This is a genomic window from Natronobeatus ordinarius, from assembly GCF_024362485.1.
Classification (GTDB): domain Archaea; phylum Halobacteriota; class Halobacteria; order Halobacteriales; family Natrialbaceae; genus Natronobeatus; species Natronobeatus ordinarius.
In genome coordinates this window covers 3252534-3273210 of sequence record NZ_CP101456.1, presented here as the reverse complement: position 1 = coordinate 3273210, position 20677 = coordinate 3252534, and the positions used below count along the sequence as shown (strand labels likewise).

Genomic DNA, 20677 nt, shown 5'->3' with positions numbered 1-20677 from the left:
TCGGTCACCGAATCCGTCGATAGCCCGTCTTCGCCGCGTTCCAGACGGGGTAGAACGTCGTGTAGACGCCGTTCGGGGCGTTTCGCGCCCCCGCCCGGAGGAGCCGGTGGTGGATCGGCGACTCGCCGGCCGCCACGAGTTCCTCGAGGTCGACGGCCTCGAGCCAGTCGAAGAACTCGGCCTCGAGTTCGGAACACGGCTCCGTCTCCCGGACGCGATCCCGGATGTCCGCCCACATGTACCGCTCGTCGTGGCCGAGGATCCACTCGCCGCGCTCGAACGAGCGGCGGACCTCGGGGTAGTCCTCGTCGCTGAACTGGTAGCCGTGGTCGTTCGGGTCGAGCCCGGAGAGGCGGAGGCCGATCGCCGTCCGGTAGCACTTCTCACAGCGGCTGCAGTTGCCGTCCATCCGGGCGTTACAGGTCTGGAGCGCCAGGTCGGGCGACTCGGTTTCGACGTAGTCGGCGATGAGGTCGAGCCGTTCCTGGCGCGTGAGGTCGTAGACGTCGTGGTGACAGCGCGTTCCCGTCCATCTGACGTAGTCGTCGATGTCGGGGCGCGAGCCCCACTCGAGGTCGACGCCCTTCCAGTGGGTGGCGGCGACGTACAGGTCGTCCATCCCGCGGGCGTGGGCCAGCGGCGCACAGAGACCGAGCAGTCCCAGCCCGTGGCCGACGGAGCTGTACCAGCCGCCGTCGACCAGGTGACCGAAGTGGGCGAGCACCATGGGGTGGTCGAGGGCGGAGAGCATGTTCGACTCCAGAAACGCCGTCTCGAGGCCGCGCTCGTCGGCAAATCCCGAGACGCGCGAGCGGAGATCGGCCCACTTCCCGTCGTCGCTCGCGTCGGGCGTGATCGTCCACCCGCGGACGCTGATCAGCGTCGGTTCTTCCTCGCGGCGGCGAACGTACGACGACGTCGAGTCGACCCCGCCGGTAAAGAGCAGGCCACTCTCGCCGCCACCCTCGGGCGCGACCTCGACGGTCCGGCAGGCCTTCAGCTGGCCGCCCTCGAGAAAGTGCGGGTACATCGAGAGCAGCGTCGCCTTCACGTCCTCGAGTGCGCGGGCGAACGTCGCGTCGACCTCCTCGACGTAGACGTCCGCCCCCTGCGTCCAGGCGAGGGGACAGATGTGGGCGAGGACGGGGATCGCGAGGACGCCCTCGGGGACGTCCTCGATCGGGACGTCGTAGCTCGTCCGGAACGGCTCACCGGTGAAGAACCGTCGCAGGTCGGGCGACGGGCGAATTTTACACTCGAGGGTGGTTCCGGTCGCGTCGATGCTGGTGACGTGGATCGATGGGGAAGCTGACATTCGTGATCGAAGGCGCGTCGGCTCGGCTGGCCGTCCGCGACCGACCACGGAATCGTATAAAAAAGGCGGTAATCGTTGACGAACTGACCGTCAGGGTAGGGACCACGAACGATCGTCGCCGAACCGAGTTCCGATCCGTAGCCCGTGACTACCGATCGATCCGTCCGGGCAGCTCCGGGAACGGCAGCCGCTGTCGGCGACCTCGCCCGTTGCTTTACACCCCGTTTCACTTCCTGCGGGCGACGTTCGCACCGACCGCGAGAGTAAAGTCGACTTGTGCTAGTCACACGAACGTGGCAGTCACGTTCGACCTCTTCGGAACGCTCGTGGACGTCGACCAGCCAGCTGATCCCGCCGTCGCCGTCGCGACCGAACTCGAGTCCCGCGGCGTCGCGGTCCCCGACGACTGGCCGGTCGCCTACCGCCAGGTACACGTCGACGCGCCCGCGGGAGCCGAGGTACCGCTTCCCGCCCACGTCGCCGCCGCGCTCTCGAGTCGCGACGTCGCGTTCGTCCACGGCGACGTCAGGCGGGCAGTGATCGCGGCGTTCGACCCCGAGGTTCGGACGAGGGCGGGCGCACTCGAGGCGCTCGAGGCCGCCCGCGAGCGCGGCCCCGTCGGCCTCTGCTCGAACTGTAGCGTCCCCGAACTCGTCGGCCGAACGCTCGTCCGGTCGGCCCTCGAGCGCGCCGACTTCGACGCGGTCGTGACGAGCGCGGGCTGTGGCTGGCGAAAGCCCGCCCCCGAGATTTTCGAAATTACGGCGGCCCACCTCGACGTCGAGCCGAACGACCTCGTCCACGTCGGCGACGACCCGCGAACCGACGGCGGCGTCGAAGGCGTGGGCGGAACGTTCGTCTCGCTCGAGGAGACGCCGCTGTCCGCGGTTCCGGACCGGCTGGTGGTGATCGATCGATGAGCCGACCGCGGGAGGCGATGCGGTGACGACCACGGCGCTCGCGGTCGTCGCCATCGCGTTCGGCCTCGACCGGCTGGTGGGCGAGCCGCCGAACCGGTTCCACCCGGTGGCGTGGTTCGGCTCGCTCGTCGGGGCCGCAGATCGGGAGTGGACCGAGAGCGAGCGCGGCCAGCGCCTGGTCGGCGTCGCCATCGCTGCCTCCCTTCCCCTGGTGGCCGCGGCGGTCGCCGGTCTCGTCGTCCTCGCCGCGGGCGCGGTCCACCCGTTCGCCGGCGCACTCGCCGCGGCGCTCGTCCTTTTCACCTCGATCAGTCTCCGAATGCTGCTCGAGACCACCCGAACGGTGGTCGAGGCGACCGAGGCCGCCCTCGAGACGGCACGCGAGGCGTTGCTCGCGCTCGCCGGTCGGGACGCGAGCGAGCTCTCGGCGGCCGAGGTTCGAAGCGCCGCCGTCGAGAGCGCGGGGGAGAACCTCGCCGACGGCCTGGTCGCGGCGCTACTCCCGTTCGCGATCCTCGCGCCGATCTCGCTGCCCGCCGCGGCGGCCGTCGCCGCGTGGGTGAAAGCCGTCAACACGCTCGACTCGATGCTCGGCTACCGCTCGAAGCCGATCGGGACCGCGAGCGCCCGGCTCGACGATATCGTCATGTGGCTCCCAGCCCGCATCGCCGCCCTCCTGATCGCCCTCGCCGCGGCCGACTCGCGGGCGCTCGAGCGCGCCCGGGAGTGGGCACGCGTCCCCGCCTCGCCGAACTCCGGCTGGCCGATGGCGACGCTCGCGTGCGCGCTCGGCGTTCGACTCGAGAAACGAGGGGCGTACGTCCTGAACGCGGGTGCCGAATTTCCGACGGTCGCCGACGGGGAGCGAGCGGTGGGCATCGTCGGGCGGGCGGGCTGGCTCGCCGTTGCGCTCGCGGCGGTCCTCGTCGCCGGCCAGGAGGTGGTTCCGTGAGCCCAACAGGGGATGGCCCCGTGAGCCGACCAGTGGCCGCGCTCCGGGGGGCGTTCGCCTTCCTCACGCGCCTGCCGACGCGGAGCCGGGATGGCGACTGGGAGGCGTTTCGGTCGTCGCCGTGGGCGTTCCCCGTCGTCGGTCTCGTCGCGGGGGCGCTCGCGGCGGTCTCTCTGCTCGCGATCGGGACGCTCCCTGCGCCGACGGTCGCGCTGGGCTACCTCCTCGCCGTCTACCTCGTGACGGGGATCCACCACCTCGACGGCGTGGCCGACCTCGGCGACGCGCTCGTCGTCCACGGCGACGCGGAGCGACGGCGGGAGGTACTGAAGGACACGACGACGGGCGTCGGCGCGCTGCTCGCCGTCTCGCTCGTCGTGGTCGGCCTGGCCCTCGGCGGCCTCGGGCTGGCGGGGCTGCCCGTCCTCGTCGCCGTCGGCGTCGCCGTCGCGGCCGAGGTCGGCGCGAAGCTCGGCATGGCCGTCCTGGCGTGTGTCGGCACCGCCGTCCACGAGGGCATGGGCTCGAGCGTCACGAGCGCGGTCGGCCCGTCGGCCGTCGTCCTCCCAGTTATCCTCACACTCCCTGCGGTCGCCCTCACCTGGCCGCACCCGGCCGCGGCGGCCGCCCTCGCCGGTGCGGTCCTCGGGGGAGCGCTCCCCTGGGCCTGGGCACGAGTCCATCTCGGCGGCGTCACCGGCGACGTCTTCGGGGCCGCGAACGAACTCGGGCGCCTCCTCGGCGTCCACATGGGGGTGATCGCGTGGACGTGCTGGTGATGTGTGGCGGTCAGGGTACCCGCCTCGAGGCCGATCGCGAAAAGCCCCTCGTCCGGATCGGCGGGACGCCGATGGTCGACCGGGTGCTCGAGGCGCTCCGTGCGAGCCGCGTCGGGACGATCTACGCGGCCGTCTCGCCGAACGCGCCGGAGACGCGCGAGCACCTCGTCGCCGGCCCACGGGTGACGACCGTCGAGACGCCCGGCGAGGGCTACGTGAACGACCTGCTGGTCGCGCTCGACGGTCCGCTCGAGCCGCCCGTCCTGACGGTGGCGGCCGACCTGCCGTTGCTCTCGGGAGCGGCCGTCGATCGCGTGCTCGAGCGCACGCGGGCGCAACGTGAAGCCGGATCTGAATCGGCGACGGTCTGCGTGCCCGTCGCGCTGAAACGACGCCTCGGGGCGAGCGTCGAAACCGCTTTCTCGCCTCACCTTACGCCGACGGGGGTCAACGTCGTCGGCGATTCTGTGACAGACATGACGTACGTGAGCTACGATCCACGACTGGCGATCAACGTGAACCGACGTGAAGACGCACGAATTGCGGAGGAACTATGCGAGTGATCCTCGCCGCCGGAACGACCGAAACGGCGCTGATCGATGGCCTCAGCGCTGCGGGGGCCGCCCCCGACCTGATGGCCCACACCCCCTCGGCTGACGCCGAGATCGTCGCCTACGGCGAGCCGACTGGCGCGCCCGTAACGCCCGTCAGCCCGACGGGCTGTCCGACGCCCGCGGCGATCACCTGTGCCGTCCGCGAGGTCGTCGGCTTCGACTTCGTGACCCTCGACGCCGGCCTCTCGAAGCCGACGGCCGCCCCCACGGTCGACCTCGGCGCCAGCGGCGGCGCGGACGTCCGCGAGGTGGAGGCGGTGGCCGACGCCGCGGCGATCTTCGACCGCGCCCACGGCTTCGGCGCGAGCCTCCCCGACGACGAGGTGCTGATCGGCGAGACCGTTCCCGGCGGGACGACCACCGCACTGGGCGTGCTCACTGCCCTCGGCGAGCCCCTCGGCGTCTCCTCGTCGCTCCCCGAGAATCCCCTCGAGCGAAAGCGCGCGGTCGTCGACGAGGCGCTCGCCGCGAGCGATCTCGAGCCGGGCGACTGCGCCGGCGAGCCGCTCGAGGCCGTCCGGCGAGTCGGGGACCCGGTCCAGGCTGTCGTGGCGGGCGTCGCCGCGGGCGCGCTCGAATCGGGGACGTCGGTGACGCTCGCCGGTGGGACCCAGCTGGTGACCGTCGGCGCGATGCTGCGCCACGCCGGGGTCGACGCCCCGCTCACGCTGGCGACCACCTCGTTCGTCGCGGACGATCCGTCGGCCGACCTCGAGACGGCGGCCGACCGGTTCGACCTCGAGGTCGTCGCCACCGACCCCGGCTTCGACGAGGGCGAGCACGTCGCGATGGAACGCTACTGCGCCGGCGAGGCGAAAGAGGGCGTCGCGATGGGTGGGGCGCTCTCGCTGGTTCCCGACGGGGCGATGAGGGCGGTTCGAGACCGACTCGAGGTCGTCTGCGACCGGCTTGGGATCGATCCCGACGGTGGGCTCGACGTCGGAACGGTGGAAGACGACCATGGAACCTGAGGCCATCCGCGCGGGTGGGCGGGTCCCTCACGGCGGCGAATCAGATCCGTCGGTGCTCGACTTCAGCGCCAATATCAATCCCCGGATACCGGACGGCGTCGAGGCGGTCTACGCCGACGCGCTCGAGGCTTCGCGACGCTACCCCGACGACGACTATCCGGACTACCGCGCGGCCGCCGCCGAGTACGTCGGCTGCGATGCGGCGGACGTGATCCCCACCCCCGGTGGACTCGCCGCGATCCGACTCGCGCTCGAGGCGACCCTCGAGCCCGGCGACGAGGTCCTGCTCCCGTATCCGAGCTTCGGCGAGTACGCCCGCGAGGTGCGGCTACAGGGAGCGACGCCGCGTTTTTTTAGACACGACGAGCTACTCGACACCGATCCAGCTCGCTACCGACTCGCGGTCGTCTGCACGCCCAACAACCCGACGGGCGAAGCGGCCGATCCAGATCGGCTCGTAGCGTTCGCCGACCGCTGTCTCGAGGCCGGGACGACGCTGCTCGTCGACGAGGCGTTCCTCGGGTTTACCGACCAGCCGTCGATGGCCGGCCGCGAGGGCGTCGTCGTCGCCCGCTCGCTCACGAAGCTGTTCGGCCTGCCCGGCCTGCGGGCGGGCTTCGCCGTCGCAACCGGCGACCTGGGGAGAGCGCTCGCGATCGCTCGTCCGGCCTGGAACCTCGGGACGCCCGCCGCACGCGTCGGCGCCTACTGCATGCGCCAGCCGGCGTTCGTCCGCGAGACGCGCGAGCGCGTCGCTCGAGAGCGCGCCCGACTGTCAGAGGCGCTCGAGGCCGACCCCTCGTTCGAGGTCTCCCCCTCGGACGCGCCGTACCTCCTGCTCGCGGTCGACGGCGACGTCGACGAGTTGCTCGAGCGCTCGCGGGCGGCGGGAATCGCCCTCCGGGACGCCCGGACCTTCCGCGGACTCGACTCACACGTTCGGATCGCTGTCAACGATCGCGAGGCGAACGACCGGCTGCTCGAGGTGCTGTGCGATGGGCGGTGACGGGTTCGCGGCGAGGCGCGTCGACGGCGTCCTCAGCGTTCGCCGGCCGGGAACCGAGTGGCTCTCGACGGGCTGGAACGGCGGCCGCTGGACGGCCGACTGCGCGTACAACGTCTCCGTCCCCGAGGGCTGGGAGTGTGCCGACCTCGACGCGTACGTTCCCGCCCGCCTCGAGCGCGCAGGCTTCGACGAGCCCGGGCCGACGCTCCTGACGGGGGTCGACCTCGAGCACGCTCGCGGGGCCCGCTGTGGCCCGGTGACGGTCTACGCGACGGCCGGCGTCTCGAACCCCGCGGCGCTCCCGATGGACCCGACAGGCGGCGAACTACCCGACGGGCGAACCGTAGAACAGAGCGACGCCGACGGACCTGTCGGGACCGTGAACCTCGTCGTCGGGACGAGTCGATCGCTCGAGGCTGGCGCGCTGGCGAACCTGATCGCCGTCACCGCGGAGGCGAAGGCGACGACCCTGCTCGAGACGACGGGCTTCCCCGGAACGACGACCGACGCGATCGTCGTCGGCCACGATCCCGACGGCCCTCGCGAGACGTACTCCGGCAGTGCGACGCCCGTCGGCGCGGCGACTCGAGCCTGCGTCCGGGAGGCCCTGCAGGCGGCACTGGATTCCCGGTACGATGAGACAGAGGCGACGATTCCCGACACCGTCGCGGACGCGGCCTACGGCGTCTCCACGGACGCCCGCGCCGAGGTGTTTCGGCCGCGACTCGACGGCGACGCTCGACGGTGACTGCCCGTTCCTCCGAAACGACTCCCCGACGCGTCCCGCACGCTGACCGACTCGCGACCGCGTTCGATTTCTCCCTGAATATCACCACACTTCGCCCATGCCGAACGATTCGAGTGTGGTAATCGCCACGAACGGAGGCCTTGGGTAACGACCACCGGCCACAATCATTTATACGTCCCTGGAAAAACGTTAGCCTGCTTCCGAATACGGAAGCGAGTATGTGGGCTGGTGGTAGGTGGTGATCCCCACATACTCTACACCTTTCGGTGCAGGCTGAGTTTGTTCTCGAGGCGTCTTCAACGTTGGCCTGACTGTCTCTCACACTGAAGCGACGGACGGACGGATTCGAGACCGTGGAAGCTGTCGAAGCACAACGTACTCGTCTCGAGCCCCCAAAGGCTCGACCGTGACCGACGACCAGTCCGGACGCCACGTCGTTGTCGGTGGCTTCCTCACGATCGTTGCCGTGGCCGGCCTCTCCGGGGCCGCGCTTGGCTACGCGCTTTCGGACCGAACGGGACTCGAGGAGGTGACGGTGCTGTCGATCACGTTCACCGTCACACCGACGTCACTCGCGCTGTACGGCGTCGTGGCCGTGGGGACGTTCCTCGCGACGCTTTTACTCGTCCTGACGGCCGTCTCGAGGTTCGACGACGGGACGATCTGAGTAGCGACCGGCTGAACGTCAGTTCCGGTGTGCCCGCGACGTCCCGTGGCCGAACTAGAAACGGGGTTCGATGGGTGTCGTCAGTCGTCCTGGACCTGCTGCTGGATGTCCTCGACGACGTCGGGGTTGCGAAGCGTCGAGGTGTTACCGAGTTCGTTCCCTGATGCAATGTCCTCGAGCAGGCGACGCATGATCTTGCCCGAGCGCGTCTTCGGTAGTTCGGGCGTGAAGATCACGTCCTCGGGTTTGGCGATCGGGCCGATGCCCTCGACCACGTTGTCGACGATGCGCTCGCGCATCGCGTCGGTCGGCTCCTGGCCGTCCTCGAGGATGACGTAGGCGTAGACGGCCTCGCCCTTGAGTTCGTGGTCGCCGCCGACGACGGCGGCCTCGGCGACGCCCGCGGTGGCGACGATGGCACTCTCGAGTTCCATCGTCCCCAGGCGGTGGCCGGAGACGTTGATCACGTCGTCGACCCGACCCAGCACGGTGATGTAGCCGTCCTCGTCGATCTTCGCGCCGTCCTCGGGGAAGTAGACCCACTCGTCGGCGTCGGGGTCGGAGTACTCCTGCCAGTACTCGGAGACGAACCGCTCGTCGTTCTGATAGAGGGTGCGAAGCATTCCGGGCCAGGGGTTGTTGACCGTGAGGTAGCCGGCGTGTCCGGCGTCGACTTCCTCGCCGGTGCCGTCGACGACGCGGACGTCGAGTCCGGGGAGTCCGGGACCGGCCGAGCCTGGTTTCATCTCGCCGATGCCGGGAAGGGTGGTGATCATGTGGCCGCCGGTTTCGGTCTGCCACCAGGTGTCGACGATCGGGCACTCCTCGCCACCGATGTGCTTGTAGTACCACTTCCAGGCGCGCGGATTGATCGGCTCGCCGACCGTTCCCAGCAGGCGCAGCGAGGAGAGGTCGTGGGCCTCGGGGTACTCTGCACCCCACTTCATGAACGCGCGGATCGCCGTCGGCGCCGTGTAGAAGGTGTCCACGCGGTACTTCTCGACGAGTTCCCAGAAACGGTCCTTCTCGGGATAGTCCGGGGTGCCCTCGTACATCAGCGTCGTTGTCCCGAGCGCGAGCGGCCCGTAGACGATGTAGGAGTGACCGGTGATCCAGCCGATGTCGGCCGAACACCAGTAAGTGTCCTCCGGCTTGATGTCGAGCACCGCCTGTCCCGTCCAGGCCGTGTAGGCGAGATAGCCCGCGGTGGTGTGTTTCACACCCTTGGGCTGGCCCGTGGTGCCGGAGGTGTACATCAGGAACAGCATGTCCTCGGCGTCCCGTGAGACGGGCTCGACCGACGCGCCCTCGTGTTCTGCGACCAGTTCGTCGTAGTCGTGGGCGTGTTTTCCGAGGAAGTGTTTCAACTCGTCGCCGAGCCGATCGACGACGACCGTCGTGACGTCGTGATCGACCTGTCTGAGTCCCTTGTCCGACTTCTCCTTGTGGTTCAGGGCGTCCCCGCGGCGGTAGTAGCCGTCACAGGTGATCAGGTACTCGCTGTCGGATGCGTTCATCCGGGTCGCGAGTGCTTCCGCGGAGAAGCCCGCGAACACCACCGAGTGAGGGGCACCGATGCGCGCACACGCGAGCATCGCGATCGGCAACTCGGGAATCATCGGCATGTACATCGTCACGACGTCGTCTTCCTCGACGCCGAGTTCCCGGAGTCCCGCGGCGAACGCCTCGACCTCGTTCAACAGTTCGCCGTAAGTGTACGTGCGCGTCTCGCCGAGTTCACCCTCCCACTGGATCGCCGCGCGGTTCTTCGCACCGTTCTCGACGTGGCGATCGAGACAGTTGTACGAGGCGTTCAGTTTGCCGCCCGTGAACCACCGGTAAAACGGGGCGTCCTCGTCCTCGAGCACGTTCTCGTAGGGTTCGTCCCACTCGAGGAGGTCGGCCGCCGCCTCCCAGCACTCCGGCCACGCTTCCTCGAACTCCTCGTAGATGCCCTCGTCGGTCACGTTCGCCTGCTCGACGAACGACTCGGGTGGCTCGAACGTCTCCTGTTCTGCGAGCCGTGCCTCGAGTTCGACCTCGGGCTCCTCGGATTGGTCTGTCATAGTCATCGGAGACAAGGCCCATGCGAAAGTTAAACGTTCCCATCACGGTCACTTCGTCTGTCGGTTTCGCTTCGAGTCCCAACTCGAGTCGGGACGACGAGCGTGACTTACCGGGCGCGGTACCGCGACGGTCGAGCAAAACGAGTCGGTGTCACATCGGGACAGTCTGTACTCGCCTAGGCGAGGCCGATCTGTTCGGTGTAGGCGCCGTAGACGTCCTCGAAGACGGCCATGATCTCGCCCATCGTCGCGTACGTCTTGACGGCGTCGACGATGTACGGCATCGTGTTCTCCCCGCGGTCGATCGCCTCGCGAAGCGCCTCGAGCGACTCCTCGACGGCGTCGTCGTCGCGTTCGGCTTTGACCGCCTCGAGCCGGTCGAGCTGTCGTTTCGTCGTCGCCTCCTCGTCGACGTGGAGGATCTCGGGGCTGGTGTCCTCCTCGATCGTGTACTCGTTGACGCCGACGACGACCTCCTCTCCGCGCTCGACGCGTTCCTGGTATTCGTAGGAAGCCTCCTGGATCTCACGGAGGAAGTAGCCCTCGTCGATGCCGGTGAGGACGCCATCTCGGACCGAGCCATCACCCATCTCACGGATCTGCTCGAGGTACCGCATCGTGCGCGTTTCGGTCTCGTCGGTGAGCGCCTCGACGGCGAAGCTGCCGCCGAGCGGGTCGACGATGTCGGCCGCGCCGGACTCCTCGGCGATGAGCTGCTGGGTGCGCAGGGCGACGCGGACGGCCTTCTCACTGGGTAACGCGAGCGCCTCGTCGAAGCTGTTCGTGTGCAGGCTCTGGGTGCCACCGAGGACGCCGGCGAGCGCCTGGATCGTCACCCGGGCGACGTTGTTGATCGGCTGCTGGGCCGTCAGCGACTGGCCCGCCGTCTGGGTGTGGAACTTCAGGCGCTTGGACTCGGCCAGCTCGGCGTCGTACCACTCGTCCATCACGTGGGCGTAGATGCGGCGGGCGGCCCGGAACTTCGCGATCTCCTCGAAAAAGGAGTTGTGGCAGTTGAAGAAAAAGGAGAGTCGGGGCGCGAACTCGTCGACGTCCAGCCCGCGCTCGATCGCGTCCTCGACGTAGCCGAAGCCGTCGGCGAGGGTAAAGGCGAGCTCCTGGATCGCCGTCGAGCCGGCCTCACGGATGTGATAGCCCGAGATCGAGATCGGGTGGAACTTCGGCGTCTCCTCGGTGCTGAACTCGACGACGTCGGTGACGAGATCGAGCGAGGGCTCCGGGGGAATCACCCACTCTTTCTGCGCGATAAACTCCTTGAACATATCGTTCTGGAGGGTGCCCCGGACCGCTTCACGGGGGACGCCCTGCTGGTCGGCCAGCGCGACGTACATCGCGTAGATGACCGGTGCGGAGGGGTTGATCGTAAAGGAGGTCGAGACCTCCCCGACGTCGATCCCGTCGAAGAGGATCTCCATGTCCCGCAGCGTGTCGACTGCGACGCCTTCCTTGCCGACCTCGCCGATGCTCATCGGGTCGTCGGAGTCGAGCCCCATCAACGTCGGCATGTCGAACGCCGTCGACAGCCCCGTCTGGCCCTGCTCGATCAGGTAGTGAAAGCGGTCGTTGGTCTCTTCTGCGGTGCCAAAACCCGCGAACTGGCGCATCGTCCACGTCCGGCCGCGGTACATCGTCGGATACGGGCCGCGCGTGTACGGCTCTTCCCCCGGGAAGCCGAGGTCCTCGAGGTAGTCGAGGTCTGCCACGTCCTCGGGCGTGTAGAGGCGGTCGACCTCGAGGTTCGAAATCGTCGCGAAGCGGTCCTGTCGTTCGCCGAAGCGGTCGAGCACGGGTTCGAGCGTCTCCGTCTCCCACTCGGCTGTCGCCTCGCGAATCTCCGCCAGGTCCTCGTCGTCGTACATGACCCGAAATTTGCCGGACTCCCCATTAAGAATTCCGGGGGTGACCGTCTCGACAGGTGGGATCCGATCGGTGCCGAGACACTCTCGACCGGATCGCACTCGCGTCAGTTGCAATCGTTGCACTCACGGCGGCAATCGTTGCAAGTGCAACGGCAGGGGACACGACGTTCGGGGACTCACGGGCCCTATGAGCGGCTCGAGTCGGGGCGTGCGACGGCGCGACGTGTTGCGATCCGTCGGGAGCGTCGGCGTCGCCGGCGGAATTGGCGGCTGCCTGTTCGACCAGGACGGTCGGTCGGCCGATCCGGAAGGGAAGGGGAGTCTGAGCGGTGCGGACGGAATCCCGTGCGAGTGGGGCCGGACTGACGACGATCGCCTCCCGTGGTCGACGGACGGCGAGTACGGCGGGTGGGGCGGACACGAGCACTGGGACACCGAGCCGGGATCGGCGCACGTCCCCGTCGTCTTCGTCCACGGCAACGGGCGGGACGCCTGCGACTGGACGGGGCACGTCGAAGATCTCACAGAACGCGGCTACCGGGGGGACGACTGCTGGGCGATCACCTTCGGCGCCGAGACGAGCACTCACGAGGCGATGCGCGAGGAACTCGAGTCGTTCGTCGCCGAGGTACTCGCGTACACGGACGCGGACGAGATCGATGTCGTGGCCCACTCGCTTGGTGTCACCGGCGCGCGCTACTGGATGGACGCCGAGAATCGGTTCGACCGGGTGCGAACCTTCGTCGGGCTGGCCGGGCCGTTCCACGGCAACTGCTGGTGTGCGTGCTGCTGTGACCAGGGCGGGGCCGGGACGCCGTGTCAGTTCGTCGCCGCGCAGTGCTATCGGCAAGGGGAGCCGCTCTACGAACTCCTCGATCCCGAGGAGGCACCCGACGGGACGAACTGGTACACCGGCTACGGCACCGCCGACGAGGTGTTCGTCGGCTGTGGACTCGTGCGAAGTCCGACCCTGTCGGGAGCCGAGGAGAACCGACGGTACCACGCCGACCACGACGGCGTGCGAACCGGATCACGGGGTGACGTGTACGACTGGCTGACCGCACACGAGTAGGGAAACTGGACGACTGACCGATCACGGCTCGAGTCGCCCGCGCTCGGTCTCGATTCCGAGCCGGTCGTAGTTCCAGTCGACCGCCACGACGTTCCGCGGTGGACCGCGGAGGCCGTCCCGGCTGACGACTTCGAGCGTTCGATTCCGCGCTTCGGGGGTGAACGGGGCCGCGGCCATCACCCGTGCGACGTCGGCCCGCGGGATCGAGCCCGAGAGCGTATCGCCGCCTTCACCCACGAGCACCTCGCCGCTCGGCGGATCGTTGGTCAGTTTTCCAGGGCGGACGATCGTGTATCCGAGTCCCGATCGACGCAGCGCCGTTTCGGCGTCCTGCTTCGCGTTGAGCGTGGCGCGAACGAGCAGCCGGCCGGGGAGCGCCATCCGTCCGCTCGAGTTCCCGACGCCGATGGCGCTCTCGAAGACGAAGTGATCGACGTCTGCACCCACCGCGGCCGTCACGAGATTGATCACACCCGTTCGATCGACGAGTTTGCCGCCGACGAGGTGGCGCGGTCCGGGCGGCGTACCGAGTGCACACAGGACGAACGCACACCCTTCGACGGCCCGAACTGCGTCCGCCGACTCGAAGAGGTTGACGACGACGATCTCGTCGGCGCCGAGCCGTTCCAGTTCGTCGACGTCGGCGTGTGACCGCGTCGTCGCGCGGACGGTCAGATCGCTCGATCGGAGAACCGCGAGTACCTCTCGCCCGGTATCGCCGCTCGCACCTGCAACCAGTACGCGTTCGTCGGTCGAAGCCATGGGGCCGTCGTACCCCACGGAGACGCATAACCCTCCCTAACGTCAGCGTTCGTGACACCTCGAAACGGGTCCGGCGGAAGGGACCAGCAGCACCGCCACCGGCCTGATACACCCTGCCTCCGATGGGAGTCGTCCGTGGGGTGGCGATCCGAGACGACTGTCGGATGGCGATCTGAGACACTCGTTCCTCTCGTGGCGATTTTCAAAAGTCTTCGTCAGACGGGCGGCTGACGCGCTCTCACGGCAGGACAACGGAAACGGGTGTGGACGAGGAGAGGGGGACGGGTGGTGAGCGTGCGGATCCGCGCTCGAGACGGGTGCGACGGGCCAGTGACGTGGTTCGCCGGTGTGCGACGTGAAAAGCGCCGTCTACCGGCAGATTTCCCTTCGGTCTCGATGGTTAAAAGGTCAGCGAGTCCGGAACGGATGGCCGCAACTCACTGCCGGCGGTCGCGGAGGGCCGGAAACTCCTCACGAACCGTCTCGACCGTCGCGGGGTCGAGGTCGGCCGTCACGAGCGCCGGCCCGTCGCCGCTCGAGGCCAGCGCGACGCCCCAGGGATCGTAGACGGTCGATCGGCCGAGCAGCGTCGCGTCCTCGAACGTCGCCGAACCGTTGATCGTCGCCACGTAACACTGGTTCTCGATCGCCCGCGCCCGCGAGAGCGTCTCCCAGTGCTCGATCCGCGGATACGGCCACGCGCTCGGGACGAGCACGAGGTCGACGCCCCGGTCGGCCAGCTCGCGGTAGAGTTCGGGAAACCGGAGGTCGTAACACGTCGTCACGCCAACGGTGAAGCCGCCGATCTCGGCCGTCTCGAGGCGCTCGCCGGGGACCAGGAGCTCGTTCTCGACCGAGTCGTAGCCGAACAGGTGGTGTTTGCGGTAGACGAGCTGGCGTTCGCCGCTCGAGTCGAACAGCGCGGCCGTGTTCGCGAACCCCTCGTCGGCCGGCGTCTCCGCCCGCGTCTCGGCGAGGTCTTCGACGAGGCTCCCCGCGAGGACGGCGACGTCGTGGTCGGCCGCCGCCTCGGACAGTCGGGTGAACGTCTCACCGTCGAGCGATTCGGCGTACCGGTCGTAGAGGTCGAACGCGAAGTACCCAACGTTGAACAGTTCCGGGAGGCAGACGAGGTCGGCCCCGCGCGCTGCGGCTCGGGAGACGGCCGCGAGCGCGCGATCGACGTTGCCCTCGACGTCGCCCGCTTCGATCTCGAGCTGTGCAAGTGCGATGGTGGTCTCTGTCGTCATGGTGGATTAGCGCCGCGCCGCGGCCTCGAGGTCGCGGCGCAGGTTCTCGAGTTCGCCGTCGAGGTTCCGCTTGAAGAACGTTTCGACCCCCGGGAGCTTCCCCTCGACGGTGAACCGGTTCTCGAGTGAACTCCCGTTTTCGGTCGGCGTGATCTCGTGTTCGCCGGTGACGTCCAGCACTTTCGATCGCCCGACGAACCTGACGTACGTCGGCGGCCGCCGGCTGACGTCCTCGGTCTCGACGGTGATCGTTCGCCGAACCATCGGAATCGGTAACTTCACCTGCCAGGTCACGTGGGTGGCGTCGGCGTCGTTGACGGTGTAGTCGGTGACGACGCTGATCGCTCCGGCTCGATTTCCGGGATCGGCGATGAACTCCCAGACGCGGTCGGGAGGAATCGCGAGATCGAACGTGCGCTCGGTCCGGACGGTCATGCCGGTACGTCCGGTCCTCTCGCGTAAAAAGACGGTGGAAGGGAATCCCTAGCTGAGCGTCACTTTCCACGTCGTCGAGCGGGCGCGGCCCCACTTCTCGATGTCTACGTCGTCCGATTTCTCGGCGAGGTGAGGGAGCCTTGCCCCGACTTGCTTCGAAGAGAGTCCGATCGCGTCCGCGATGTTCTTCGCCCGGAAGTACTGCTCGCCCCGGGCGGCACTCTCGCGGAGGTACGAGAGAATCCGCTGCTCGTCGTCGGAGTAATCGGTCATCGTGGTCGCACGGATCTAGGTCGTCCGTCGTCTTAACTGTTGGTAGGCCATCTCGACTGACTGTTCCGGTGCGCTGACTGTCGAATCGGGCGGCGACCTCGAGCAGTCGCGTCGTCGACTGCTCGAACGAGGTAATCAGCCGATATAGCGCAGGTCGTCGTCGCTCGGGACGTCCATCGACCCCTGGCGTTCCATCTCCTGGATCTTGCTGACGACGTCTTCCATCTCGTCGGCGCGCTCGTCGAGCGAGTCGTAGTCGACGTCGAACCCGAGTAACTCCTCGAGCACTTCGAGCACCGCCCGGGCGCTCTTCGGATCGACGAGATAGCCGCTCGTCTCACCCATCAGACACGCTGCCTCGACGCCACGTCGTTTTCCGAGCCCCAGAAGGAGGCCGCTGACGCCGACGATGCCGCCTGCGGGTTCGTCCCCGCGGAACTCGACGCCGGCGTCCTCGAGCGGTTCGATCAGGTGCTCGTCGCTTACGGCACCGAGGACGGCGTACTCCTCGATGAGTTCGCCCGTCGGCACGCCCCCGAGCGCGTACACCTCGCTGGCGCCGAACGTTTCGGCGACGTCGAGGAAGGCGTCGGTGAGCACGTAGTGGCCGGCGTTCGTCTGTGCCTGGTGGTCACCGGTCAGGACGAGCAGATCGCGTCCCTCGGGCACCTCGATGGCGTGGACCTGTGCGCACGTCAACTCTGCAACGCCGTCTTCGATCGAAACCTGTGGTGGGAACTCGTGGGAGTAGAGGCGTCGAACGAGCGTGCTCTCTGCGTCGAGTTCCTCAAGTAAGTGTTCTGCGGCGAGCGTTCCGACGTGACCGACCCCCGGCAACCCCTCGACGAGTACGGGGTCGTCGAGGTCGACGTCGGCGACCACGTCGATGTCGAGTTCGTCCATATCGGATCAGCGAGTGCGATCGTTAAGAGCACGTCGGTACTCGCCGTAGGGGTCGGCTGGATCGAACGGTGCGGGCGCACTGTTGACGGCGTCGGCTCCACAGTCGGGACAGGACGCCGCGAGCGTGTAGACCGGCCGGTCGTGGGCCGATCGCCACGCCGAACAGACCCGAATGTCCGACTTCATCGAGTCTTACTCGTCGTCGGTGCGTCGCTCGCGGTGGAATTCGCCGTCGCCGCCGTGCTCGCCGATGGCCGCGACCGCCCGCCGTGCGCTCTCTTCGAGGGCGGACTCGGCGGCCTTGTAGTTCGGCGCACGCACTTTGATCCGGTACTCGGGCGCGCCGACGTAAGTCACCTCGAGCTCGATCTCCTCGGGCACATCGCCGTTCCCTTCGGCGGCTTTCAGCGCCTCGCGGACGCCGTCGACGCCGCTGGGATCGGGGTTCTCGAGGTCGACGTAGCCGGTGACGTTGACGTACGGCACCGAGACGTTCTCGCGAGCCGTCTCGACGATCGCGTCGACTTCGTCGTCGGCGAGGTCGGTGTTCTCGAGGGCCTCGTGGCCGTGGATGGCGGCCTGTTTGAAGCCGTCGTAGAGGCTGCCGTGGGCGCCGAGGAGTTCGTTCGCGATCGAGATGTACTGTTCGCTCCCGATGTCCTCGCCGAAGGCCAGCTCCATCCAGTTGTCGGCCTTCTGCTCGTTTTTCCAGTCCTGGATCTTATCGGAGCGCTGGTGGTCGTTGACGTCCTTCAGCGAGAGGTCGATCTGTTCGTGGCTCTCGTCGACGTCGAGCACCTTGCAGACGACGATCTGGCCCTCGCGGACGTGATCGCGGACGTTCTTGATCCAGCCACTCGCGACTTCGGAGATGTGGATCAGGCCGCGTTTGTCCTCGTACTCCTCTAAGTCGACGAAGACGCCGAAGTCCTCGATCTCGTCGATCTTGCCGACGACGAGCTCGCCGGTGTCGGGCCAGCCGCTGTATTTCATCGTGACTCGACTGTTTCGACGATCTCGTGGTCGATCTCGGCGTTGCCACCCGTCGGAGTCGCGAGCGTCGTCCCGCAGACAGCGCAGGCGACCTCCGTGGAGGCCTTGCCGAAGACGATCTGTTCGTTCTCACAGTCGCTACAGCGGACGGTGTAGAAGTTTCCTGCCATGATAATCACTCCTGGAACTCGAGTCGGCCGGCGCGCCATCCCTCGCGGAGGTGGGCTTTGCCACACTCGCTGCAGCGGTATTTGAGGTCGGTCTTCTTCGTCGGCTTGTCACCGCTCGGTACCTTCGAGAACTTACCGCTGTTCCCGATCCCCTCAGAGCGCTTGCGCTGGCGGTCGATCCACTTCATCCCCGTCTGTCGGCCCGTTCGGACCTTCTCGACTTCGTGTTCGTGGTGTGCGTCACAGTGCGGACAGTAGGTGTTGAATCGGCGTGGCATCTGCATGGTTAGCTCACTTGGAGTGGGCTAGGACAGCCCCGTTTAAAACGGATTTGGTTCGCCGGCGATCCGTATGGGTGACTGGCACACGGTTGTGCGTCCCTCCTGTGGTGTGATTCCGATGCTCGAGATCGAGCGTGGACGACCCGAACCGGCCCGGAACCGAACGCTCCGTTCGCCCCCGGCTCTTCCGTCGTCCCCTTCGAAGCCCTTACTATCCCGTCGCGCGAACCGACGGCTATGAAGCGGCTCATCATCCACGGGGACCCCGGCATCCGGAAGGGGGCCGTCATCGAGTACGACGGGGAGGAACTGGTCTGTTTCGGGATCAGCAGAAACGGGGAGTGGCACGGTCCCGACCGCGTCCAGCTCTGGTGCACCGTCGGTGACGAGAGCGAAGTCGAAGAGTACGAGCTGCGAAACTACCTCCCGCACTTCCTCGAGGTCGAGCGCGCCGACGCGGAGGAGGTCACCGTCCTCGAGCCGAAGGGAGAACTCGTCGTCTGATCGGCACGTACGGACTCATTTCTCGCGAGTAACGTTCGATAACCGGGACGGGACGCACAGCGGGCCATCGCGCTCACGTCCCCCGATCGTGGCGTGACTGTCGGCTCGCGCTCTCAACAGGCGACCCATAACTAATCACGGCTCGTCCGACGGCTCGAGCGTATGTGGCCGTGGGAACACGCCGTCGTCGGCTACCTCGCGTACTCGCTGTGCTGTCACGCGTACTACCGGGACTCGCCGAACGGCCTCGAGACGATCGTCGTCGTCTTCGCGTCGGTCCTCCCTGACCTCATCGACAAGCCACTCGCGTGGGAGTTCGGCGTCTTCGAGAGCGGGTACGCGCTCGGTCACTCGATCTTCTTCGCGATCCCGCTGGCGATAACCGTCGGTGTACTCACCCGGCTGCTCGGACGACCACGGGTCGGGGTCGCGTTCGGACTCGGCTACTTGCTGCACCTCCCTGCGGACGTCCTCCCGCTGTACGTCCAGCGAGGCGAGTTCCCAATCGAGCGCATCCTCTGGCCGGTCGCGCCGACCGAGCCCGGCGGCCACCACCACGGCTTCTGGGAGACGTTCACCCGAATGGTCGGCGAGTACTGGGACGGCCTCCTCGCGGGTGAGCTCTCGACGTACATGTGGTTTCAGCTCGGACTCATGGCGTTCGTGTTCGTCCTCTGGCTCTCCGACGGCGCACCGGTCTTCCGGGAACTCGTCGCCGGCAGTAAACGGGTACTCCTCGAGTGGGCTGGGCGGGTAACCGACTGAAATCGTTTCGACGGCTACGAGAGATGACACGCAGCGTCGACGTCCAGAATGCGTGACTCGCTGTTCGAGGCGGTTCGACGCCGTCTCAGGGCCCTGTACTCTGCGAAGCGGTTCGGTCAGTTTGCCTCCGCCGGGCTCGTCGGTGCGCTCGTCGACAATGGTCTTCTCTTCGCACTGGTCGAGTTCGCCGCGGTCAGCTTCGTCCCCGCCAAGGTCGTCGCCTGGGTCGCTGCGATCGGGACGATCTTCGTCATCAACGAGCGCCTGACGTTCGCGTCGTACGGCTCGAGCAGGGCTCGAGCGGTCGGCTGGCGGCTGGTCCGATCGTATCAGGTGCGATTCGCGGGCTTTCTCGTGACGCTCACAGTGTTCATCGCGCTCGTGCACGTCGGCATCTGGTACATCGCGGCGAACGTGATCGGGATCGGCGTCGGCTGCTTCGTGAACTACACCCTCGAGAGCCTCCACACGTGGCAGGTCCACCGGAGCGAACGGTAGAAAGTCGCATACGGTGGCCGAATCACAACCCTTAACTACTGCTCCGAGTTAGAAGGAAGTAGCGGGATGGGATAGCCAGGAGATTCCGGCGGGCTCATAACCCGCAGATCGGTAGTTCAAATCTACCTCCCGCTACTTTTCGACGCGAACAACAGCGAGGAACGGAGTGACGAGCGCCGTGAGCGTCGAACGTACGACGAGTAGATTTGAAGTAGACCACGAGCGACCGCAGGGAGCGAAGTGGGCGTAGTTCAAATCTACCTCCCGCTATATTTTGGCGCGAACAACTCGCCGAGCGTAGCGAGGCGGACGTGAGTGCCAAAGATATAGTAACCGTTGAAAGTCATTGCACACCTGGTCACGACCGTTGGCGGTCAGCCTCGCCAACGAGGCCGAGGCTGCCCGCTCGGCTGTGACCGGGTGTAACTCGTTTCAACGAGTACTATAGCACGTCTCGGCGTCGTTCAAATCTCCCTCCCACTACTTTTCGACGTGAAAAGACGGTGAGTTTTGAACCATATAGTAGCCGCTGGGCGTTATTGCACACTTGCTCGCGACTCAGCAACCAGCACTGTCCCGGGCGAGCAGTGTGTAACCCGTATCAGTTGTTACTACAGCCTCGACAGAACATAGCTGTCTCTCGACAAACGTTGTCACGCGGTAATTCTGACGAATATTGTCGTTGGGCTGCGCAAGGGTGCTAATATGGTTCGAATCTATTGGAATCATGGCTCAATTTTGCTATTGTGCGAGGCGACAATAAGTCATAATCAATGTATGTCCGATAAGTTTATATAGTCTTGATTGACAGGTGTTATCATCCATGCCAGGTGATGGAAGGCGATTCATTACG

General features: G+C 66.9%; 24 protein-coding genes and 1 tRNA gene. 13 read left to right on the top strand and 12 right to left on the bottom strand.

The genetic code is table 11. The annotated features are described in order from the left end of the window. Nucleotides 1-4: 4 nt before the first annotated feature. Nucleotides 5-1315 (bottom strand): hypothetical protein, encoded by a 1311-nt coding sequence (locus NMQ09_RS16605; RefSeq protein ID WP_255191702.1) that lies wholly within the window; start codon nucleotides 1313-1315, stop codon nucleotides 5-7. Between the two features lie 293 nt (nucleotides 1316-1608). On the opposite strand from NMQ09_RS16605, the gene NMQ09_RS16600 reads away from it, so the two are divergent. From NMQ09_RS16600 to NMQ09_RS16565, 8 genes are all read left to right on the top strand, one after another. Next, the gene (locus NMQ09_RS16600) at nucleotides 1609-2235 is read left to right on the top strand and encodes an HAD family hydrolase (protein WP_255191701.1); all 627 of its coding nucleotides are present in this window, start codon (nucleotides 1609-1611) and stop codon (nucleotides 2233-2235) included. A gap of 22 nt (nucleotides 2236-2257) precedes the next feature. Beyond that, nucleotides 2258-3187, top strand: coding sequence for an adenosylcobinamide-phosphate synthase CbiB (cbiB, locus tag NMQ09_RS16595; protein WP_255191700.1), 930 nt, complete (start codon nucleotides 2258-2260; stop codon nucleotides 3185-3187). Beyond that, entirely contained in the window at nucleotides 3184-3966 is a 783-nt protein-coding gene (cobS, locus tag NMQ09_RS16590; RefSeq protein WP_255191699.1) for an adenosylcobinamide-GDP ribazoletransferase, read from the top strand. Before cbiB ends, cobS begins: the two co-directional genes overlap by 4 nt. Further along, the gene (locus NMQ09_RS16585; RefSeq protein ID WP_255194606.1) at nucleotides 3966-4529 is read left to right on the top strand and encodes an NTP transferase domain-containing protein; all 564 of its coding nucleotides are present in this window, start codon (nucleotides 3966-3968) and stop codon (nucleotides 4527-4529) included. The genes cobS and NMQ09_RS16585 overlap by 1 nt, the downstream gene beginning before the upstream one ends. After that, a complete protein-coding gene (cobT, locus tag NMQ09_RS16580; protein ID WP_255191698.1) occupies nucleotides 4520-5551 on the top strand; it encodes a nicotinate mononucleotide-dependent phosphoribosyltransferase CobT in 1032 nt (343 codons plus the stop codon). Before NMQ09_RS16585 ends, cobT begins: the two co-directional genes overlap by 10 nt. Next, nucleotides 5541-6557: a threonine-phosphate decarboxylase CobD gene (gene cobD / locus NMQ09_RS16575; RefSeq protein WP_255191697.1), complete on the top strand. Its 1017-nt coding sequence runs from the start codon at nucleotides 5541-5543 to the stop codon at nucleotides 6555-6557. The genes cobT and cobD overlap by 11 nt, the downstream gene beginning before the upstream one ends. Then, nucleotides 6547-7305 (top strand): adenosylcobinamide amidohydrolase, encoded by a 759-nt coding sequence (locus tag NMQ09_RS16570; protein ID WP_255191696.1) that lies wholly within the window; start codon nucleotides 6547-6549, stop codon nucleotides 7303-7305. Before cobD ends, NMQ09_RS16570 begins: the two co-directional genes overlap by 11 nt. Nucleotides 7306-7711: 406 nt before the next feature. Continuing rightward, nucleotides 7712-7972 carry a DUF7520 family protein gene (locus tag NMQ09_RS16565; RefSeq protein ID WP_255191695.1) on the top strand — a complete coding sequence of 87 codons (261 nt, stop codon included), beginning with the start codon at nucleotides 7712-7714 and terminating at the stop codon, nucleotides 7970-7972. Between the two features lie 80 nt (nucleotides 7973-8052). Here NMQ09_RS16565 and acs read toward each other — a convergent pair whose 3' ends face one another. Both acs and NMQ09_RS16555 read right to left on the bottom strand, forming a co-directional pair. Then, the gene (gene acs, locus NMQ09_RS16560; RefSeq protein ID WP_255191694.1) at nucleotides 8053-10038 is read right to left on the bottom strand and encodes an acetate--CoA ligase; all 1986 of its coding nucleotides are present in this window, start codon (nucleotides 10036-10038) and stop codon (nucleotides 8053-8055) included. 176 nt (nucleotides 10039-10214) lie between these two features. Continuing rightward, complete coding sequence (locus NMQ09_RS16555; RefSeq protein ID WP_255191693.1) at nucleotides 10215-11918, bottom strand: methylmalonyl-CoA mutase family protein; 1704 nt, start codon at nucleotides 11916-11918, stop codon at nucleotides 10215-10217. A 187-nt stretch (nucleotides 11919-12105) separates the two neighbouring features. On the opposite strand from NMQ09_RS16555, the gene NMQ09_RS16550 reads away from it, so the two are divergent. Further along, a complete protein-coding gene (locus tag NMQ09_RS16550; protein ID WP_255191692.1) occupies nucleotides 12106-12990 on the top strand; it encodes an esterase/lipase family protein in 885 nt (294 codons plus the stop codon). A 21-nt stretch (nucleotides 12991-13011) separates the two neighbouring features. On the opposite strand, the gene NMQ09_RS16545 is transcribed toward NMQ09_RS16550, so the two are convergent. The 9 genes from NMQ09_RS16545 to NMQ09_RS16505 form a co-directional block, all read right to left on the bottom strand. Beyond that, on the bottom strand, nucleotides 13012-13752 hold the full coding sequence (locus NMQ09_RS16545; RefSeq protein WP_255191691.1) for an SDR family oxidoreductase: 741 nt from the start codon (nucleotides 13750-13752) through the stop codon (nucleotides 13012-13014). A 437-nt stretch (nucleotides 13753-14189) separates the two neighbouring features. After that, nucleotides 14190-15002: a carbon-nitrogen family hydrolase gene (locus NMQ09_RS16540; protein ID WP_255191690.1), complete on the bottom strand. Its 813-nt coding sequence runs from the start codon at nucleotides 15000-15002 to the stop codon at nucleotides 14190-14192. 6 nt (nucleotides 15003-15008) lie between these two features. After that, nucleotides 15009-15437: an SRPBCC family protein gene (locus NMQ09_RS16535; protein WP_255191689.1), complete on the bottom strand. Its 429-nt coding sequence runs from the start codon at nucleotides 15435-15437 to the stop codon at nucleotides 15009-15011. Between the two features lie 48 nt (nucleotides 15438-15485). Further along, nucleotides 15486-15710, bottom strand: a complete 225-nt coding sequence (locus NMQ09_RS16530; protein WP_255191688.1) for a DUF7123 family protein — start codon at nucleotides 15708-15710, stop codon at nucleotides 15486-15488. A 135-nt stretch (nucleotides 15711-15845) separates the two neighbouring features. After that, nucleotides 15846-16613: a proteasome assembly chaperone family protein gene (locus tag NMQ09_RS16525; protein ID WP_255191687.1), complete on the bottom strand. Its 768-nt coding sequence runs from the start codon at nucleotides 16611-16613 to the stop codon at nucleotides 15846-15848. Nucleotides 16614-16619: 6 nt separating this feature from the next. After that, nucleotides 16620-16799: an RNA-protein complex protein Nop10 gene (locus NMQ09_RS16520; protein ID WP_255191686.1), complete on the bottom strand. Its 180-nt coding sequence runs from the start codon at nucleotides 16797-16799 to the stop codon at nucleotides 16620-16622. 6 nt (nucleotides 16800-16805) lie between these two features. Then, entirely contained in the window at nucleotides 16806-17606 is an 801-nt protein-coding gene (locus NMQ09_RS16515) for a translation initiation factor IF-2 subunit alpha (protein ID WP_255191685.1), read from the bottom strand. Continuing rightward, entirely contained in the window at nucleotides 17603-17776 is a 174-nt protein-coding gene (locus NMQ09_RS16510; protein ID WP_255191684.1) for a 30S ribosomal protein S27e, read from the bottom strand. The genes NMQ09_RS16515 and NMQ09_RS16510 overlap by 4 nt, the downstream gene beginning before the upstream one ends. A 5-nt stretch (nucleotides 17777-17781) precedes the next feature. Next, nucleotides 17782-18060: a 50S ribosomal protein L44e gene (locus tag NMQ09_RS16505; RefSeq protein ID WP_255191683.1), complete on the bottom strand. Its 279-nt coding sequence runs from the start codon at nucleotides 18058-18060 to the stop codon at nucleotides 17782-17784. A gap of 234 nt (nucleotides 18061-18294) precedes the next feature. On the opposite strand from NMQ09_RS16505, the gene NMQ09_RS16500 reads away from it, so the two are divergent. The 4 genes from NMQ09_RS16500 (at nucleotide 18295) to NMQ09_RS16485 (ending at nucleotide 19959) form a co-directional block, all read left to right on the top strand. Then, nucleotides 18295-18561, top strand: coding sequence for an HAH_0734 family protein (locus NMQ09_RS16500; RefSeq protein ID WP_255191682.1), 267 nt, complete (start codon nucleotides 18295-18297; stop codon nucleotides 18559-18561). Between the two features lie 162 nt (nucleotides 18562-18723). Continuing rightward, the gene (locus NMQ09_RS16495) at nucleotides 18724-19326 is read left to right on the top strand and encodes a metal-dependent hydrolase (protein ID WP_255191681.1); all 603 of its coding nucleotides are present in this window, start codon (nucleotides 18724-18726) and stop codon (nucleotides 19324-19326) included. A gap of 48 nt (nucleotides 19327-19374) precedes the next feature. Further along, the gene (locus NMQ09_RS16490) at nucleotides 19375-19824 is read left to right on the top strand and encodes a GtrA family protein (protein WP_255191680.1); all 450 of its coding nucleotides are present in this window, start codon (nucleotides 19375-19377) and stop codon (nucleotides 19822-19824) included. A gap of 60 nt (nucleotides 19825-19884) precedes the next feature. Next, nucleotides 19885-19959, top strand: a tRNA-Met gene (locus tag NMQ09_RS16485). Nucleotides 19960-20677 lie beyond the last annotated feature (718 nt).

Coding starts and splice junctions, on each gene's coding strand:
- NMQ09_RS16530 (WP_255191688.1), bottom strand. CDS start 15,710: ATGACCGATTACTCCGACGACGAGCAGCGGATTCTCTCGTACCTCCGC.
- NMQ09_RS16535 (WP_255191689.1), bottom strand. CDS start 15,437: ATGACCGTCCGGACCGAGCGCACGTTCGATCTCGCGATTCCTCCCGAC.
- cobT (WP_255191698.1), top strand. CDS start 4,520: ATGCGAGTGATCCTCGCCGCCGGAACGACCGAAACGGCGCTGATCGAT.
- NMQ09_RS16605 (WP_255191702.1), bottom strand. CDS start 1,315: ATGTCAGCTTCCCCATCGATCCACGTCACCAGCATCGACGCGACCGGA.
- NMQ09_RS16510 (WP_255191684.1), bottom strand. CDS start 17,776: ATGGCAGGAAACTTCTACACCGTCCGCTGTAGCGACTGTGAGAACGAA.
- acs (WP_255191694.1), bottom strand. CDS start 10,038: ATGACAGACCAATCCGAGGAGCCCGAGGTCGAACTCGAGGCACGGCTC.
- NMQ09_RS16570 (WP_255191696.1), top strand. CDS start 6,547: ATGGGCGGTGACGGGTTCGCGGCGAGGCGCGTCGACGGCGTCCTCAGC.
- NMQ09_RS16550 (WP_255191692.1), top strand. CDS start 12,106: ATGAGCGGCTCGAGTCGGGGCGTGCGACGGCGCGACGTGTTGCGATCC.
- NMQ09_RS16520 (WP_255191686.1), bottom strand. CDS start 16,799: ATGAAGTCGGACATTCGGGTCTGTTCGGCGTGGCGATCGGCCCACGAC.
- NMQ09_RS16545 (WP_255191691.1), bottom strand. CDS start 13,752: ATGGCTTCGACCGACGAACGCGTACTGGTTGCAGGTGCGAGCGGCGAT.
- NMQ09_RS16525 (WP_255191687.1), bottom strand. CDS start 16,613: ATGGACGAACTCGACATCGACGTGGTCGCCGACGTCGACCTCGACGAC.
- NMQ09_RS16555 (WP_255191693.1), bottom strand. CDS start 11,918: ATGTACGACGACGAGGACCTGGCGGAGATTCGCGAGGCGACAGCCGAG.
- NMQ09_RS16505 (WP_255191683.1), bottom strand. CDS start 18,060: ATGCAGATGCCACGCCGATTCAACACCTACTGTCCGCACTGTGACGCA.
- NMQ09_RS16495 (WP_255191681.1), top strand. CDS start 18,724: ATGTGGCCGTGGGAACACGCCGTCGTCGGCTACCTCGCGTACTCGCTG.
- NMQ09_RS16490 (WP_255191680.1), top strand. CDS start 19,375: ATGCGTGACTCGCTGTTCGAGGCGGTTCGACGCCGTCTCAGGGCCCTG.
- NMQ09_RS16500 (WP_255191682.1), top strand. CDS start 18,295: ATGAAGCGGCTCATCATCCACGGGGACCCCGGCATCCGGAAGGGGGCC.
- NMQ09_RS16515 (WP_255191685.1), bottom strand. CDS start 17,606: ATGAAATACAGCGGCTGGCCCGACACCGGCGAGCTCGTCGTCGGCAAG.
- NMQ09_RS16585 (WP_255194606.1), top strand. CDS start 3,966: ATGTGTGGCGGTCAGGGTACCCGCCTCGAGGCCGATCGCGAAAAGCCC.
- NMQ09_RS16540 (WP_255191690.1), bottom strand. CDS start 15,002: ATGACGACAGAGACCACCATCGCACTTGCACAGCTCGAGATCGAAGCG.
- cobD (WP_255191697.1), top strand. CDS start 5,541: ATGGAACCTGAGGCCATCCGCGCGGGTGGGCGGGTCCCTCACGGCGGC.